20 protein-coding genes and 1 tRNA gene are annotated in these 16,767 nt (G+C 33.5%); 17 read left to right on the top strand and 4 right to left on the bottom strand.

Going from position 1 to position 16,767, the window contains the following annotated elements; genetic code table 11:
- Window positions 1-24: 24 nt before the first annotated feature.
- The 7 genes from D1J36_RS09420 (at window position 25) to D1J36_RS09450 (ending at window position 6,816) form a co-directional block, all read left to right on the top strand.
- On the top strand, window positions 25-1,794 hold the full coding sequence (locus D1J36_RS09420) for a TonB-dependent receptor (RefSeq protein ID WP_154136901.1): 1,770 nt from the start codon (window positions 25-27) through the stop codon (window positions 1,792-1,794).
- Between the two features lie 17 nt (window positions 1,795-1,811).
- Window positions 1,812-1,883: transfer RNA gene (locus D1J36_RS09425), tRNA-Arg, on the top strand.
- 218 nt (window positions 1,884-2,101) lie between these two features.
- Window positions 2,102-3,457, top strand: coding sequence for a tyrosine-type recombinase/integrase (locus D1J36_RS09430; RefSeq protein ID WP_154136902.1), 1,356 nt, complete (start codon window positions 2,102-2,104; stop codon window positions 3,455-3,457).
- A 12-nt stretch (window positions 3,458-3,469) separates the two neighbouring features.
- Complete coding sequence (locus tag D1J36_RS09435; protein WP_013446713.1) at window positions 3,470-4,531, top strand: Fic family protein; 1,062 nt, start codon at window positions 3,470-3,472, stop codon at window positions 4,529-4,531.
- Window positions 4,532-4,683: 152 nt separating this feature from the next.
- Window positions 4,684-5,652, top strand: coding sequence for a hypothetical protein (locus D1J36_RS09440; RefSeq protein ID WP_154136903.1), 969 nt, complete (start codon window positions 4,684-4,686; stop codon window positions 5,650-5,652).
- 140 nt (window positions 5,653-5,792) lie between these two features.
- Entirely contained in the window at window positions 5,793-6,080 is a 288-nt protein-coding gene (locus D1J36_RS09445) for a helix-turn-helix domain-containing protein (protein WP_013446715.1), read from the top strand.
- A gap of 118 nt (window positions 6,081-6,198) precedes the next feature.
- Window positions 6,199-6,816, top strand: coding sequence for an antA/AntB antirepressor family protein (locus D1J36_RS09450; protein ID WP_154136904.1), 618 nt, complete (start codon window positions 6,199-6,201; stop codon window positions 6,814-6,816).
- Here D1J36_RS09450 and D1J36_RS09455 read toward each other — a convergent pair.
- Window positions 6,797-7,084 carry a helix-turn-helix domain-containing protein gene (locus D1J36_RS09455; RefSeq protein WP_015345510.1) on the bottom strand — a complete coding sequence of 96 codons (288 nt, stop codon included), beginning with the start codon at window positions 7,082-7,084 and terminating at the stop codon, window positions 6,797-6,799. The genes D1J36_RS09450 and D1J36_RS09455 overlap by 20 nt on opposite strands.
- A 150-nt stretch (window positions 7,085-7,234) precedes the next feature.
- Here D1J36_RS09455 and D1J36_RS09460 point away from each other — a divergent pair, with 150 nt between their 5' ends.
- The 10 genes from D1J36_RS09460 to D1J36_RS09505 all read left to right on the top strand — a co-directional run bounded on the left by D1J36_RS09460 (window position 7,235) and on the right by D1J36_RS09505 (window position 13,613).
- Window positions 7,235-7,519 carry a hypothetical protein gene (locus tag D1J36_RS09460; protein WP_252339392.1) on the top strand — a complete coding sequence of 95 codons (285 nt, stop codon included), beginning with the start codon at window positions 7,235-7,237 and terminating at the stop codon, window positions 7,517-7,519.
- A 7-nt stretch (window positions 7,520-7,526) separates the two neighbouring features.
- On the top strand, window positions 7,527-7,880 hold the full coding sequence (locus tag D1J36_RS09465) for a hypothetical protein (protein WP_154136905.1): 354 nt from the start codon (window positions 7,527-7,529) through the stop codon (window positions 7,878-7,880).
- Window positions 7,881-7,892: 12 nt separating this feature from the next.
- Window positions 7,893-8,423 carry a hypothetical protein gene (locus D1J36_RS09470; protein WP_154136906.1) on the top strand — a complete coding sequence of 177 codons (531 nt, stop codon included), beginning with the start codon at window positions 7,893-7,895 and terminating at the stop codon, window positions 8,421-8,423.
- Window positions 8,424-8,556: 133 nt separating this feature from the next.
- On the top strand, window positions 8,557-8,979 hold the full coding sequence (locus D1J36_RS09475; RefSeq protein ID WP_013446722.1) for a hypothetical protein: 423 nt from the start codon (window positions 8,557-8,559) through the stop codon (window positions 8,977-8,979).
- Window positions 8,980-9,041: 62 nt separating this feature from the next.
- Entirely contained in the window at window positions 9,042-10,424 is a 1,383-nt protein-coding gene (locus tag D1J36_RS09480) for a hypothetical protein (protein WP_252339393.1), read from the top strand.
- Between the two features lie 442 nt (window positions 10,425-10,866).
- Window positions 10,867-11,148 carry a hypothetical protein gene (locus D1J36_RS09485; RefSeq protein ID WP_154136908.1) on the top strand — a complete coding sequence of 94 codons (282 nt, stop codon included), beginning with the start codon at window positions 10,867-10,869 and terminating at the stop codon, window positions 11,146-11,148.
- Window positions 11,149-11,486: 338 nt separating this feature from the next.
- Window positions 11,487-11,819 (top strand): type II toxin-antitoxin system RelE/ParE family toxin, encoded by a 333-nt coding sequence (locus D1J36_RS09490; protein WP_052911093.1) that lies wholly within the window; start codon window positions 11,487-11,489, stop codon window positions 11,817-11,819.
- Entirely contained in the window at window positions 11,807-12,121 is a 315-nt protein-coding gene (locus D1J36_RS09495) for a helix-turn-helix domain-containing protein (protein ID WP_052911092.1), read from the top strand. Before D1J36_RS09490 ends, D1J36_RS09495 begins: the two co-directional genes overlap by 13 nt.
- A gap of 311 nt (window positions 12,122-12,432) precedes the next feature.
- Entirely contained in the window at window positions 12,433-13,257 is an 825-nt protein-coding gene (locus tag D1J36_RS09500) for a CvfB family protein (protein ID WP_154136909.1), read from the top strand.
- A gap of 2 nt (window positions 13,258-13,259) precedes the next feature.
- Complete coding sequence (locus D1J36_RS09505; RefSeq protein WP_221410652.1) at window positions 13,260-13,613, top strand: arsenate reductase family protein; 354 nt, start codon at window positions 13,260-13,262, stop codon at window positions 13,611-13,613.
- A 41-nt stretch (window positions 13,614-13,654) separates the two neighbouring features.
- Here the strand turns inward: D1J36_RS09505 and D1J36_RS09510 are convergent, their stop codons facing one another.
- From D1J36_RS09510 to D1J36_RS09520, 3 genes are read right to left on the bottom strand one after another with little or no spacing between them, the layout of a single operon-like run.
- On the bottom strand, window positions 13,655-14,260 hold the full coding sequence (locus tag D1J36_RS09510) for a hypothetical protein (protein WP_154136910.1): 606 nt from the start codon (window positions 14,258-14,260) through the stop codon (window positions 13,655-13,657).
- Between the two features lie 8 nt (window positions 14,261-14,268).
- A complete protein-coding gene (locus D1J36_RS09515) occupies window positions 14,269-14,916 on the bottom strand; it encodes a lysoplasmalogenase (protein ID WP_154136911.1) in 648 nt (215 codons plus the stop codon).
- A 10-nt stretch (window positions 14,917-14,926) separates the two neighbouring features.
- On the bottom strand, window positions 14,927-16,603 hold the full coding sequence (locus D1J36_RS09520; protein WP_154136912.1) for a formate--tetrahydrofolate ligase: 1,677 nt from the start codon (window positions 16,601-16,603) through the stop codon (window positions 14,927-14,929).
- Window positions 16,604-16,767 lie beyond the last annotated feature (164 nt).

Here is a 16,767-nt window from a genome sequence, read left to right on the forward strand (position 1 = left end):
GCGATTAAAAAACTAGAATTGAAAATGAACAAACATAAAATAATAGCACTAATATTGTTAGGTTGGGGAGGTATTTCGTTGGCTCAGATTAAAGAGGAAAAGCTTATCCTAGACCGCAAAAGAGAGCCTGAAGTTAAGCGTATAGAAAAAAAGAAAACTTCTGTAGCTATAGAAAAAAATTATCCACCTGAAGAAAAACAGCAAGAGCCTATAAATTACGAAGTGGTGAATGTACCTGTATTGTCGGATTTCAAAACTTCGGCAATACAAGGTGAAGATATTTCGCCAGAATTCAATAGAAATTATCTAAGAAACTACTTTAGAATAGGTTATGGTAATTACAATCAATTTTTAGCCGATGCTAATGTTTCTGGTAAAATGCAAGATAATTTAGAGGTAGGTGCAAATGTGCATTATCTATCTAATGAAGGTTTAAAGAAGCAATACACTTGGAATTCCTCACAGAAACAAGCGGAAATTTCAGGATTTCTTAATCATTTTGGAGAAAAAGGCAAGGCTAATCTTACCACTTCCGTAGGTCTTAATGATTATAATTATTATGGCATCTATGCCTTGGTGCCTAGTGCTGATACTGATTTAGGACAAAAATACAGTCGTTTTCAGATAAGTGGTAATTATGATTTTTACTCTAACGAAGTTCTTAATGATATTACTGTAAAAACTTCGGCTATTAGAGATAGATTTAAAGCTAATGAAAGCCAAATAGACGCTCTTGTAAATCTGTCTAAACATCATTTAAAATTAGGTCAAGATTTAGATGTTAATTTGGATTTGGGTGTAAAAATGGATATGGTAAACACTCAGTTTAATATTTTAAATCAACATAATTCTCGTTATTTTGGTGGTGGATTATCGCCCAAAATCACTTTTAAAAAAGGGCAATCTTACTTAAAAATTGGTTCTGGATTTAATTTGTTAAGTTCTAGTTTAACAAAACTGAATGAAACTCAACAAAAATCTAATCGTTTTTATTGGTTCCCTCAAGCGGAACTATTCGTAGCGACAACTCCAGAAGTTAATTTATATGGTGGGGTAGAGAGTGGGCTTCAATTCAATACTTATTCGGAATTATTGGAACAGAATCCGTTTTTGGTATCTGATTTAGAATTAAAACCTACACATACTAAATATCAGTTTTATTTTGGTGTTAAAGGAATAATTTCTGAACAAATTAAGTACGATGTTAAAGCTAGTTACGGTAAATTGGACAATATGATGTTCTTTAGAGGTAACTCTTTGTTTTCTAATCTAATGGACGACAACTCAAGGCTAGGATATGATTATGCTAATACTTTTTCTACTACTTATCACAACGGTACTCTTAGTCAAATTAAAGGTGAAGTAGAGTATAAACCTCTAGCCTCTCTAGTTTTAGATGGAAATATTCAGTTCCAAAAATATAATTTAGAAAACAATACCAATGTTTATTATAGACCATTGTTACAAGCATCAATAGGAGCAAAATATCAAACACTTAAAGATAAATTATTGTTAGGGTTTAGAGGCTTTTTTGTAAGTGATAGAACGGCTAATCGTTTTTCTATTAACCCTTCAAGTATCCTGATTTCTACTCCTATATATGCAGAAGAAGAGATTGATAACCCAAAAGTAGGTGGTTATGCAGACCTTAATATTTCAGCGGAATATCAGATTAACAAGAATTTCAGTATTTTTGCATTCGGTAATAATCTTTTAGGGGCTAATTACCAAAATTATTATGGTTACAAAGTTTTAGGTACGCAAATTATGGGTGGACTTAAAATTAAGTTTTAAATAAAAATAAAATAAGGGGCCCTATAGTTTAATGGATAGAATTAAAGATTCCGGTTCTTTAGGTTGAGGTTCGATTCCTCATAGGGCTACAAACTACGCTTTTAGGCACTTTTCACGAAGTGCCTTTTTTAGTGCCTTTTTGTTTACAAACCCTCTGTTTATGGTATGTTTCAAAAATTAACCTCATTGCAACAGATTGCAATAGATTTTAGTAAAATGCACTTCGGTGGTAACAACGGTGGTAACAAATTTGGAATTGTTACCACCAACCTATATATTTGCCTCGTTGAATTGTAATATCCCTATAATGGCAAATATCATTTTTTACCTAAGAGGCACTAAAGAGCCTAAAAAAGTTTATCTAAGGTACAGACCTAACAGGGATTTTGATTTACATATAAATACCCCCTTTGTTATCCATTCTGAAAATTGGGACGATACAACCAAGCAATGGGACGCCTCCCAAATTGTTAAAGGAGCAAAAACCGTAGAGACCAAAAAACAAAACGCAGAAATTTTAGATTTCAACAAGCGTATAGAGACCTTTAAGCTAGATATAGCTAATCAGATAGATAATAACCTCAACCTAACTGCTCCACAACTTAAAGAGCATCTAAAGGACTTTATTTTAAAACACTACTTTGCTCACAAGCTGGAGACAAAGAAGAAATACACTATCCCTGATAAACTAGACGCACTTATAGACTACTACATACAATTTAGAAGCGTAGAGGATAAAACGCAGGGTAAAAAACCAATATCAGCAAACACCATTAAAAAATACAGAGGGCTAAAAAGTACCCTGATGAAGTTTAATAAGAACCTCATCGTAACGGATATAAATAATATCTTCCGTAACAAACTAGTAAAATGGTTTAATGAGCAAGGGTACACGGCACAAACCCAAACTAAGTATTTGAAAGATATAAAAATGTTGTGCAAGTTTGCGGAAACAGAGCATAACATTAGCAAAGATGTTTTAGCGTGGAAGATAGACCGCAACCCTGATAATGTAACTAAGGGGCTTTACCTCAACTTTGATAAACTAGCTATCCTAGAAACGCTAGACCTTACAGGCAGTTTAGATGAGGTTAGAGATTGGCTTTTGATTTCGTGTTATACAGCGTTAAGGGTTTCAGAACTTTTCAGCTTAGATACTGCTAATATAGTAGAAGACCCCAACGGTCGCAAGTTTATAAAGGTTATAGAGAAGAAAAACCGCAACACAAAAGATAAGGGTATAAAGTACACGGCATTACTCCCTAAAGTAGTGGATATAATGAGCAAAAGAGGCGGTAAATTCCCTAAAGTGATAAGCGAACCATATTATAACCGTCAATTAAAAAAACTCTGCAAAATCGCAGGATTTGATGAGGTGGTACAAAGTGCAAAGATAGAAGCCACCGAGAACGGAAACAGAAGAATAGAGGGCGAATATCCTTTTTATGAATTAGTAACCTCGCATATAGGGAGACAAACCTCAGTTACTCTATTTGGGCAGTTTATGGATACCGAAACTATGCAGATGATGACTAACCACCACGACAAAACCCTCTTAGAGCATTACAACAAAATAGATATAGACACCAAACAGCTACAAAAGGCAAAAAAGGTTTACGAAGCCTTTAAAAATATGAATATTACCCCTGAACAACTAAACTAATACTTTAAGACAATGGATTTTAATTTACCTCATCTACCGCCTACCGCAGAAATAGAGACCACCGCAGTATTAAAACAACTGACAAAGTCTCATAGATACCTAGCTGAACTCAAAGGGACGGTAAAGACGATACCCAACGAGCATATTTTAATCAATACCCTGGCGTTGCAAGAGGCTAAAGATAGTAGCGAGATAGAAAATATAGTAACCACCCACGACGAACTATATAAAGAAAACATTTTAATAGAAACTAAAAACCCTGCAACAAAAGAAGTATATAACTATGCCCAAAGTTTAAAGTTAGGCTTTGAAATAGTGCGTAAAGAGGGTTTATTATTAAACAAACATATCATAGCTATACAGCAAGAATTAGAGCGAAATAATGCAGGATTTAGGACACAAGCAGGAACTAAATTAGTTAATTCTCTGGGCGAGGTAGTTTATACCCCACCGCAAGAGACTAAGGCTATTTTAGACCTAATGGCAAACCTAGAAAGGTTCATCAATGACAATAGTTTCTCAGACTTAGACCCTTTGACTAAAATGGCGATTATACACTATCAGTTTGAGAGCATACACCCATTTTATGACGGTAACGGTAGAACAGGCAGGATTATAAATATTCTATACTTGGTATTGCAGGGACTTTTAGATTTACCTGTATTGTATTTGAGCCGTTATATCACGCAGAACAAACAGAAATATTATCAAGTATTGCAAGGGGTAAGAAGTGAGAACGATTGGGAAAGTCTTATTTTATACCTCATCAAAGGCGTTGAGGTTACAGCAATACAGACCATTGATTTAGTTCAAAATATAAAAACACTAATGCAGGAGACTAAATATAAACTTCGTAACGATTTACCGAAGCTGTATAGTCAGGACTTGCTGAATAACCTATTTAAAAATCCTTACACTAAAATAGAGTTTTTGGAGAAAGATTTAGGGGTATCATACCAAACCGCAAGAAAGTATTTAGAACTACTATCAGAACATAAGTATCTAAATAAAATACAGGTAGGTAAGTACAGCTACTATATCAATGAGCCACTACTAAATTTATTTATACAGTAGTCCACCTTTATACAAAAACGCTGTTTTGCATAAACGAACCTCCTAACCTTTATGTAAAAACGCTGTTTTGTATAAACGAAAATAAGATAACGGTAAATAACCGCCCTTTTTTACCATATAAAAAAAATTGTTGAATTGTAAACTTGAACACTATGGAAATACCCTTTTACACCTCTTTTAAAGAGTTTAAGGATAATTACGAAACTGATTTAGAGAAGTGGCTAAGTATATACCCTGACGGTAGCGAAAAGGATTATTTAGACTATGTATATAATACATATTTTGATTATGCAGAAATTGGTGTATTTGGAGAAAACGCAGACGAACCATATTTTAAAGAGAAAAACTTTATCATAAAAGTAAAACCTGAATATCTACCTAAATTATATTGGAGAGATACAAGTTATTCAGAGGACGGAGATGGAAATATTTATAAATCGTTATATATTGATGATATAGTAGATATTATAAGAGGGAGACTGATTAAATATCGTATTGTTAACAGTGGCTGTGATAATCCTAATGAAATTATAAAAACCTATCTTTTAGATAAAGAGGAAGAGGTTAGCGAATATGGAGGAGAAGACAGTTTTTACATAGAAAGGTGGGCGTTAAAAGAAATATATCGGTTTATATATAAGGATTTTAAAACTATAGATGATGCTATTTTAAAATTAAAAATAGACAATATTAGATATAATAATTTCAAGTTATCAATCCCTAAAATATATAAATTCATAAGCGACCGTAAAAAAGAAATAAACGGAGTACAAACAACAGATGAGGTAACGCCAACCGCAGACAACAAGGAGTATAAGCCAAAGGCTGACGAGGCGACAGAGTGCGAAAAAATAACTATAAACGGGTCTATACAGCTACTAGGGTACATATTTACTGAATTGATAGAAAAGGGCTACATTGAACCTAAACGAAAGAGTGGTAAAACCAATGCAAGTGCAACGGCAGAAATGTTATTAAACCACTTTAATTTTACTTATAACGCAAACGGAGAGCAACCCTCAAAAGAATATCTAAAAAAAGCCCTATCTGAACAAAACCAATTAAGTCCAGATAAGGCAACCCTTATTAAAATACCTCATCTTAAAAAACTAATAGACTGATGAGGTAAAAAAAACAACCATTGTAACCACTTAAATATTAGGTGGTTATTTTATTTTTAGGATAAACTGGATACAACTTAGGATAACCACCGCATAAACCACCGATATACTTTTGTCCCATAATTCTAAACCAAAAAATTATGGAGGCAATACAATTTATAGGGACAAACCCTAACGAACTAATCAAAGCGATTTCTAACGCTATTGTTCCTGAATTGGAACAAAGACTATCAAAACAATTTCAACCCAAAGAACCCACAACCTACCTCACACGGAAAGAGGTATGCGAATTACTGCATATAGATTACTCCACTCTTAACCGTTGGGCAAAGGGCGGTAAGCTAACGGCGTACGGTATAGGTAATAGGGTGTATTACAAACGCAAAGAAGTAGAGGCATTAGTAGATAAAGGTAAAATCAAATACTAATAAAAAAAGGAAGCCCAAAAGCCCCCTTTAATTGTTGAATTGTAACACCAATAAACGGCATTTACATAGGGCAAATATAGGTAAAAAAGTTATAAATCATAAACACTAAAATATAAAAATGAACGAGTTAATCAAAATTACAGAACAGAATGGCAAACAAGTCGTGTCAGCTAGAGAGTTGTATGAGTTTTTAGGGTACAATAAAGCCGTTTGGTCTCGCTGGTATGCTAAAAATATAGAAAATAATGAGTTTGCAATAGAAAATATTGATTATCAAACCTTCAACATTATGTTGAACGGTAACGAAACTAAAGATTTTGCCCTTACCATAGACTTTGCTAAGCGTTTAGCAATGATGGCGAGAACCGAAAAAGGCGAACAAGCGAGGCAGTATTTTATAGAGTGTGAAAAACGCCTGAAAAAACCACTTTCGCAGGTGGAGATAGTGGCACAATCCGCTCAATTATTACTGCAACAATCACAGCAACTAGAAACGCTACAAAAAGAAGTTAATCATATCAAGGCGAGGATAACCACAAGCGAGGAAAGTTTTATCACAATAGCAGGTTACGCCACACTAGAGAAAAAACGAATTGATAATAAAAGAGCCTCTATCATAGGGCGTAAGGTAGCGAAATACTGCCGTGATAATGATATTATCATAGGGCAAATATTTGACCCTCGTTTTGGCTATGTTAATACTTACCCTAGAGATATTATTCAGATATTTTTTTAGGTTTAAGAGCGTCTATTTTAAGACTACCTACCTCTACATAATCCCCTTGCTCGTTTTGGATATATAAAGGTGTTTCGTTATCAGAATGAGCGAATAAGTCTCTAACAGGAATATTTAAGGCGTTAGAAATATCCTTTAAAGTCTTAGCATTTGGGAATTGTTCATTTTTTACAATCCTTGATATACTAGTTTCGGTTAATCCTATTTTGTTAGCTAATTCTTTACCTGTAACGCCTTTGTCTTTTAAAATTTCTTTAAGCCTTAACATTGGTTACTTTAATTATACTGCAAATATACACCAAATGTAAATAACAAGGTATATATTTTACATTTAATTTGCATATAATCATACTAAGATGTAAATTTGCAATTATAAAATATACATTAAAAGTAAATAAAAGATATATAAAATAACGCTATGACAAATCAGCACAACAATGGGCAGGTAAGCCCCAAAAGAACCTATTTAGAGCCTTATATGGTAAAACACCTAGAGCAGTTACTCAACAGCGAAGAGGCTTATAATAACCTACTAGCTAACCTTTGGCGAGTGCGTTCAGGACTGCACGAGGTAGCCTCTAATAATCCACAAGTAAAGGAGATGACGAACTCTATAAATGAGATTATGGGGTGTTTATTACCCCTAGAACCTCAACGGATACAAGCTATATCAGACCGAGCAAAAGACGTTATCAAAAATTAAAATAACAATGAACACAACTAACGCAGTAAACAGGCTTATAGAATTATTAAGCCCTTACACGGACGAGAAAGTAAAAAGTTATAGGGTAGCATTGCAGAATTGGAAACTATCCGAAGAACTACCGCCCTTAGACTTTGGCGAAAAGTTACATAAGATATTCCCTATTCAGATTACAGGTTTAATATCAGAAATATACTATCCACTCAAAGAGACCATACTTTACGCCAACGGTAATAAGTATAGGGTAAAACTAAAGCCCATTGATAATTTACAAGAGGGGTCAGATATTATAATGGTAGAGGGTAAACCTTACGAGGTACTAGAGCGTGAAAAACTTAATCAAATAACAGTAACTAACTAAAAAACAAATAAAATGAGAATAATAAACAGCATCAGCAATATTTATGAAAACGAATTGAAAGAAGCAGAAAACAAAAGACCAACCTTAGTATATGATGAGGATTTTGGAACAAATACAGACTATTTCAACAGCTTTGAGTTGTCTTTGTACTTGTTAGAGACAATGGATAACACCCATAACCTAAACCTATTCTTAGAGGGGTTGGGTATGCCCAAAGTAAATGCAGATATATTTTACACTTTGCTGAGGTGTATCATAGAAAACAAAGAAATTACAGAAGAACACAAACAAACCTATTTCAATACCACAAAGGAGTTGTACAGGATAAGTAATGTATTTTGGTATGTATCGCAAACTGTATCTTTTGTACCTGATTGGGATATAGACTGTTTCATTTTTGGTGTAAGAAATGACCTTAACGATGATTACCCTGATATTTACGAAAGGGCAATGAAAGGGGATATAACCTATGACGAGTTTTTAGATGAGATTAAGACACTCAACAACCGAGTATTTGAGAAATTAAACCAAGATACCGCCTAAAACAAACCACTAAAAACGCAATAAAATATAGGAGTGCAGGTTGTCAGCAAACCGCTGACGAACCGCCGACAAACCAAAGGCAAACCAACGAATAACCTAACCATAACCAAGGGATAACCAAAATAATAAAATTATGAACGCACAAAAGGAGGGCTACAAAGCCATAATAAAAGAACTACCTGAGAGAATGACAACGGTATTAAAACAGATAGAGCAATTAGGAGAGTGTACCTATACGGAACTCGCAAACGCCTACAATATAAACACCAATCTAGTAACCAACCGTATTAGCGACCTGCAAAAAGTGGGGCTAATCCGAAAGATAGGCACGAAAGAATGCAACGGCAGACAGCAAACCATATTTAAGGTATGCAGTTTAGACGAGGCTAAAGAAATACAAAAACAGTTATACATAGAGTACCGCACCAAGCGAGAGGATTTGGAAACGGACTTTATAACCTTAGCTAATAAGACCGAAACGACAAAAGACCTCATCAGAGGCAAAATAGAATACTATAAAACTAAAATAGATTTACTGATGAGGTTTGCGGTATAACCTCATCAGATAAACCAAATAAGACGCTAATTGTCGCTAATCATCACTTAATAAAATGTAATATGATAGATTATATCCGTGCGAAGTACGAAGCCCCTTATCAACTTAGAACCGAGTTAATGGATTTTATCACAGAGGTAAACACCACAACAGGCGAAACGAGTGGTAAAATGGTAGGGTTATACAACCAAATGAAGATAATACAATACCCCTCTAGGAGTGTATATATAGAGGGCAGCTTGCATAAGTTTTTTAATAAGGCAGATTTTAACGGTAACGATTTTAATAGTCAGGATTTATCCGTAACCCTTTACGAGATAGAAAGGGTACTAGGTCTAACACCTCAACACCTAAAGCTGACTAACTTAGAATTTGGGGTAAATGTTACGCTCCCTTTTGACCCTCAAAAGGTACTCAATAACCTACTATTTTACCAAGATAAAGAGTTTACCAAGAGCATAACGGCAGGTAATTTTAGAGAGGTGGAAAAAACGCAGTATTTCGTAAAGATATACGACAAGTACAGGCAGTATAATGATGACGATATAGAGGTAACCATAGTTAAGAACATACAGCCGAATACTTTTCGTTTTGAAATGAAGTACAGGAAAATGGAAAAACTCAACGATATAGGTATAACTTACCTTACGGACTTATTGGATACTGAAAAAGTGGAGCAATTAAAATACAGGCTACTAGAGTGTTTTAACGAGGTCTATTTTTACGATTTTACAATGCGTACCGATAAGATGAACAAGAGGGAGAAAGAAGCCATAAAAGACTACTGTAACCCTAATTTTTGGAGTAATATAGATGACAAGCGTAAAAAACATAAACATAAGCAGGATTATAATAAAATCGTTGTGAAACATAGCCAAAATATCAAGGCTAAAATATCCAATTTAATAGCTGAAAAATGGGACGAACTTTTGGCAAAAAGTAGCGACCAAATGACCGATATTTTAAATCAAAAGTGGCGACCAAATGACCTATATTTAAGCAGTAAAAGTAGCGACCAAATGACCTATATTTTGAAACCCCAAAAAGCGACCAAATGCCAACTAGTATATAGTGTCATTCGGTCGCCTTTTACCCCTCTTGAAAAAACGGCTAAAAACGGAATAAAAAAAGAGGGTAAAAATGGGGCGACTGAACACGAAAAAAAAGAGAGGGTTTGCGAGGTTACGAAATTGGATATTTCAATGCAGAAAAAAGGGAGCAAATTTTTATGTTTCACGGGGCTAAAATATTATTGGAAAAATGAGCGTGAAATATTCAACGATTTAGAGAAAAAATATCTGCCGAGAAATAAGAGGGGTGTAAATTTGGAAGACAAGATTTATTTCATCGCTCACAATATCCGAAACGCTAAGTTTAACAAGAAACACAACAGGGCAAAGTTTGAGGCTAGGCATTACCCTGAATGGCAAATGCGGTTATTTTAACCAAAAACACCTCAAAAATCAATTTAAAAACATTTCTAATGTTAGGATATTACTTAGTAAAATATAATTGATTTCTGATACCTTAAAATCATTTTTAAAGATAAGGGTAAAATATGAACCCAATGGGCACGGTTTAATTTACTTTTAGTTTAATCCTCTCCATATTACGAATTATTTACATTTACACTATCACTTACACTATCGGCATTTTTAGCATTGTTTGGTATGCGATTTATGCGAGTGGTATTTTTCGGTTACGCTCAATATACTAAGAAGATTTCAACCTATCTAAATACTCAAAATACAGAAAAGTAAACTAATGGTTTACTTTTAATCCGCTTAAACTTACCGTTTGCGTCCGTATTATGGGCACTGTCTAAAATAACATCTATTTGATACAGTTTCTGACACGGTTCTTGATACAGTTGTTTATATTTGTAATATGGAAGACACAAAGGGACTAGGATATATGAGTGCAGATAATAAACCTTTATTTAAACTAATGGAGACGGTGTGTATCACTCGTAAGAGTAGAAACCCCTTTATAAACTTTGAATGCTTCGCTAGTGCCTTACAAGTAAACACAAAGAAGTTACATAGTATACTAAAAGATAGGCAAATTCCTGATGAGGTTATCGTTGGAGGTTATGAGGCTTTAAATCCAAAGAAACGCCCTTTATTCTACCGAGATAAGGCACTAGAGTATATAAAACAGTTGGGGTAAATATGGGGTAAAATGGGGTAAGTTAGAAAAGCGGTAATGTTCGGTAAATATTCGGTAAACTTCGGTAAAAGAGAAAGGAAAAAGGTTTACTAAATATTGCCTAAAATGGTCTAAAACGAAATGTTCAGTAAATATTCAGTAAACTTCACTAAAAATAACCTCATCAAATATTTAATGTTTTTAATATCCTCCAGGGGGAATTTTTGGAGTCCATAAAAAAGGGTAACATTTATTACATTCTGACACTATAAAAAGGGATTAGATGAGGTTATAAAATTACTTTACACTTTTGTATATATGTAACAAATTCATTACATTTGCAATATCATAACAACAAGATGAGGAAAATATATAGGACTGATGAATTTAATCTTTTCTTTGAAACAGCAGACCAAAGGTTAAGAGAGAAGATTGTTTATATATCAGAAATAATAGCAACGCAAACGATAATAAACACCAAAATAGCGAAAAGATTAGTAAATACCGACTTATATGAGATAAGGATAAAAACAGATAATGAGTATAGGATATTAACCTTTACAATGGATAACAAGGATATAAACCAATGCAAAAAGTTGATATTTATAAACGCATTCAAAAAGAAAGACACAAAGGACTATAATAAACATATTAAGGTAGCAATAAAAATATTAGAACAATGGGGGCAATAAAAATAAATTGGGATAAAGTAGAAAAAGAACTACCTACAATGAACGAGTATATAGATACTACTCACGGAAAAGTAGGAACACCACAAAGAGAAGAGTTCCAAGCAAAGGCACTAGCTTACTATTATGGGGAATTGATAAGAGAAGCTAGAAAAGAAAGAGACCTAACGCAGGAAGAACTAGCAAAAAAGGTAGGCAAAAACAGGGCGTATATCGCAAAAATTGAACAGGGTAAAACAGATTTGCAGTTATCTAATTTTTTAGCCTTATTGAGAGCGTTGGGTTTGTCTATGAATATCGGTTAAATATTAACTACGGTAACGAGTAAAAAAACAGGGGCAAAAACGCCCCTTTTTCATCTAATCAAAATGAGGGTAAAAATGAGTAAAACGCACTTCGGTGGTAACAACGGTGGTAACAAATTTTCAAAAAATAAGTTAAAATATTGATTATCAGTATATGGTTGTAGTCCTCATAGGGCTACAAATTATGCTTTTAGGCACTTTGTAAAAAGTGCCTTTTATTTTTTCTATAAATAATCAAAAATAGAATTAAGTAAAAACAAAGAATTTTCTAAATAGAAAGCCCTAACTTTGCAAAATATAATATTTTTGAAATGCAAATCGGAATTACTCAAACACTCGAAATAAAAGAAAAAACAGATAATGGTTGGTTACTAACATCAACTAGCGATGAACAGTGCCTACTCCCTAATATTTTCACTTTATCCAATATGGAGGTAGGGGAAAGCTTAGAGGTATTCGTTTATCAAGATGAAGGAATCCTCAAAGCAACTACGGAAATACCTCTTTGCCAAGTTAATGAATTCGCCGTTCTCAACTGTGTGCAAGTGTTACCTAGCGGTGCTTTTATGGACTTAGGGATTATCAAAGATTTATTTGTTCCTTATAAACAACAAAAGGGTAAAATGCTGGAGGGAAAACGCTATCTTATCCATGTTTATGTAGATGAAGAAACAGGGTTACTTACAGGAACCACCAAATTTAAAAGAAATCCTCAATATCAAAATTTATCATTAAAGAAAGGGGATAAGGTAAACCTTATTCTCATGAATGAAACAGAATTAGGGTGGAATGTTATTATTAACCAAAAGTATATTGGTTTGGTTTATAGCTCCGATGTTTACCAAAAACTTTATCCATTAAATGAAATAGAGGGCTATATTAAAAACATTAGAGAAGATGGTAAAATAGATGTAAGTCTGCAACCTGAAGGTTATACTAATATAGATGAATTCAAACAAAAAATATTAGATAAACTAGATGAAAATTATGGATTACTCTATCTATCTGACCAATCTTCTCCAGAAGAAATAAAGACTGAACTCCAGATGAGCAAAAAGAACTTTAAAAAAGCCATTGGAGGTCTTTATAAAGATAAAATAATAGAAATATTAGACGATAAAATTAAACTTCTATAAAAATGACTAAGACTGTTTTTTATCTAAAAACCTGTAGCACTTGCAAAAGAATTATGCAAGATTTAGATTTATCAGATTGGAATCTAAGAGAAATCAAAAGTGAGCCTATAAATGAAGAAGAACTTTCCCAGATGTATGCTATTACAAAGTCTTATGAAGAGCTTTTTAGTAAGCGTTCTACTCAAATTAAAGCAAATAATATAGATGTAAAAAAGTTGAAAGAAGAAGATTTCAAAACACTTTTATTACAGCATTATAGCTTCTTAAAACGACCTGTATTTCTTATAGGGAAAGAAGATATCTATATAGGCAATAGCTCTAAAACTATAGAGGCATTAAAACAAAAATATTTTTAAATAAACAACCGTTTCAGTGCAATTTGAAACGGTTATTTATCCTACCCTCTAAGTCTTTCTAATAGAACCATCATGAGGAAAGACAAAACAACCAAAGTTTCCTCTTCATCGTCTATGTCTAACATTCGGTTAAGTTGAAATTTTCTACCAAAAAAAGAAGGCATTTTTTTCAACTGAAAATAAGTTTTACCCGAAGCATCTTTAACAGAATAGCTAGGATTAAACAAATAACCCGTAAAAAAACCTAAAATAGGGATTTCACCTACAAAACTATCCAAAATCTTAACGAAAGCATTATCCTCCGAAATACTATACTTTAATTGGTTATTTTCGTCTATTATGTCATAATGAGCCTTCCATATAGAACGCATACCTTTTCTAGCCAATCTTCCATAAAGTTTATTATTAACGACATCTAACATAGAATAAGACGCATTAAAGTCCAGCCATCTATCTGCCTTTATACGAAATAATTCTTGCTCTTTTTTCTCATTATTATAAACCACTACATCTTCTTTTAGTTTAAACATTTTCTGTCTTACATAGGCTACATAATTGCCATTTTTATCCGTGATATTAAAATCACTAGCAAGGGTAGTTAGTTTAAACTTAAAGTCTAACGGATAATTTAAATTTTTAAGTACCATATTTAAAATTATTTAGGTTGAATTTCTCCTTGATATTTTGCAATTTTATAAATACCATAAGCTAAACATACTTGAGCTATAATATAAGTTATCATTACCGCAAGACCTTTGTATACATTATATTCAAAGAAAATAGAATGAGCAAGAATCGTATCTGATATTACAAAAAATAAAGCTCCAAATTTAATGTATTTATTTTTTACGCCTAACGAAAAATAAAGCATTACCGATATAGCAGAAGCATACACAATTACAGGGATTTTCATATCACCTAAATGACTCCAAGACATGCTAATAAAAGCAACTAAATAAATAGCTATCGGTAACAATTTTACTAAAGAAAATCGAGGCGGCTTTATTCTGTAAAAACAGATAATGTAAAAAATATGAGCTAATAAAAAACTAGCTAACCCATACAAAAAACCAGAGTCTTTTAGTAAAAAAACATCTCCTAAAAAACTAAAAAACAACCCTGTTAAAAAAAGTTTATTATTACTCAGCGATTCGGTTTTATTAAGTTGATAATAAATTAAAGCTATTATGGGAATTAGTAATGGCTTACTATATATTCTTACCCCTATTTTATCAAAATAGATTCCTAGTAAATCTACAATAAAAACAATACTCAATAGTGTGATGTAGCCTATCTTTTTCATTTCTTAATTATTAGCTAAGCCCTGTAATTACGCCATTATCATCTATATCCATTCCTTCGGCAGCTGGGATACTAGGCAACCCTGGCATACGCATAGTAGTCCCAAGCAACGGAATTACAAATCCTGCACCAGCGGCAAATTCAAACTCTCTTACTGTAACTTCAAAATTTTCGGGTCTGCCAATTTTAGAATCGGTATCACTAAGAGATTTCGGTGTTTTTACCATACAAACAGGAAGTCCTGAAAGTCCTAAAGATTCTATCTTTTTCAATTGAGTTTTAGCTTTGGAAGTATAGGCAACAGATGATGCACCGTAGATTTCTTTAGCTATTTTTTCTATTTTTTCCGGTATAGTTTCTGTGTAAGCATAAAGTGGCTTGAAATGACTACTATTACTTTCCGCTAATCCAGCAACTACTTTAGCTAATTCTTTCGTACCTTCTCCACCTTGTGTAAATCCATAGGAAACCACGGCTTCTATGCCTTTCTCTTTACATTTTTCTTTAATGAAATCTATTTCCTCCTCACTATCTGTATCAAAATGATTGATAGCTACCACAGGCTTCAATCCAAATTTCATTACATTTTCTAGATGTTTTTCTAAATTACCTATCCCTTTTTTTACAAAATCTAGATTAGGTGTACCATACTCCTCCTTTTTAGCTCCTCCGTGATGCCTCAAAGCCCTTACTGTAGCCACTACAACCACCGCATCTGGTTTTAGCCCTGCAGAAACACATTTAATATTAAGAAACTTTTCCGCTCCCAAATCTGCACCAAATCCTGCTTCAGTTACGGTGTAATCAGCTAAAGATAGTCCCATTTTAGTTGCCAAAACAGAATTAGTACCTTGTGCTATACTTGCAAACGGTCCGCCATGTAAAATAGCAGGATTGCCTTCTAGAGTTTGTACAAGATTAGGTTTTATAGCGTCTTTTAGAAGGATAGCCATTGCCCCTACAACATTTAAATCTCTAGCATAGATTGGCTTTTTATCGTAAGTACTCCCTACATAGATGTTTCCTAAACGCTTTTTGAGATCCGAAAAATTTTCAGCTAAACAAAGAATAGCCATAACTTCAGAGGCAGGTGTGATATTGAAACCGTCTTCTCTAGGAATACCATTTGCAGAGCCTCCAAGTCCAATTACTATTTGTCTTAAAGCCCTATCATTCATATCCATTACTCTTTTCCAAACCACCGTTCTAGGGTCTATGTTAAGCGAACGAGATGCATTTTGAATATTATTATCAATAGCTGCTGCCAATAGATTATTCGCCTTTTCTATGGCAGAAAAATCACCCGTAAAATGTAGGTTAATGTCCTCCATTGGAATCACTTGGGAATAACCACCACCCGCAGCTCCACCTTTAATTCCAAAAACAGGACCTAAAGACGGCTCTCTTAATACAGCGATGGCTTTTTTTCCAATTTTATTAAGTCCTTCGGTAAGCCCTATACTTACGGTAGTTTTACCTTCCCCTGCTGGTGTAGGTGTAATTGCTGTAACAAGAATAAGTTTAGATGTTCCTATTTTACTTTCGTCAATTAGCGACAACGGAAGCTTAGCTTTATATTTTCCATATAATTCTAAGTCATCTTCTGGAATGTTAACCTTTGCTGCAATTTCTTTTATCGGTAATATTTTTGCACCTTGTGCAATTTCTAAATCTGATGGAAAACTCATAGTACCTATTTTTAATAATTTAACTAAGCCCAAATTTACTAAAACCTAAGGCAATTGAAAAGCTATTAAACCTTTATTTTGTCATTGTTCTTTGCATACAGAGGCAAAATTTTCTCTATTGAATCTGACATGTAAATTTTCTCATAAAAATTAGGCTGATTAAA

It is taken from the genome of Riemerella anatipestifer, from assembly GCF_009670965.2.
GTDB lineage: Bacteria > Bacteroidota > Bacteroidia > Flavobacteriales > Weeksellaceae > Riemerella > Riemerella anatipestifer_B.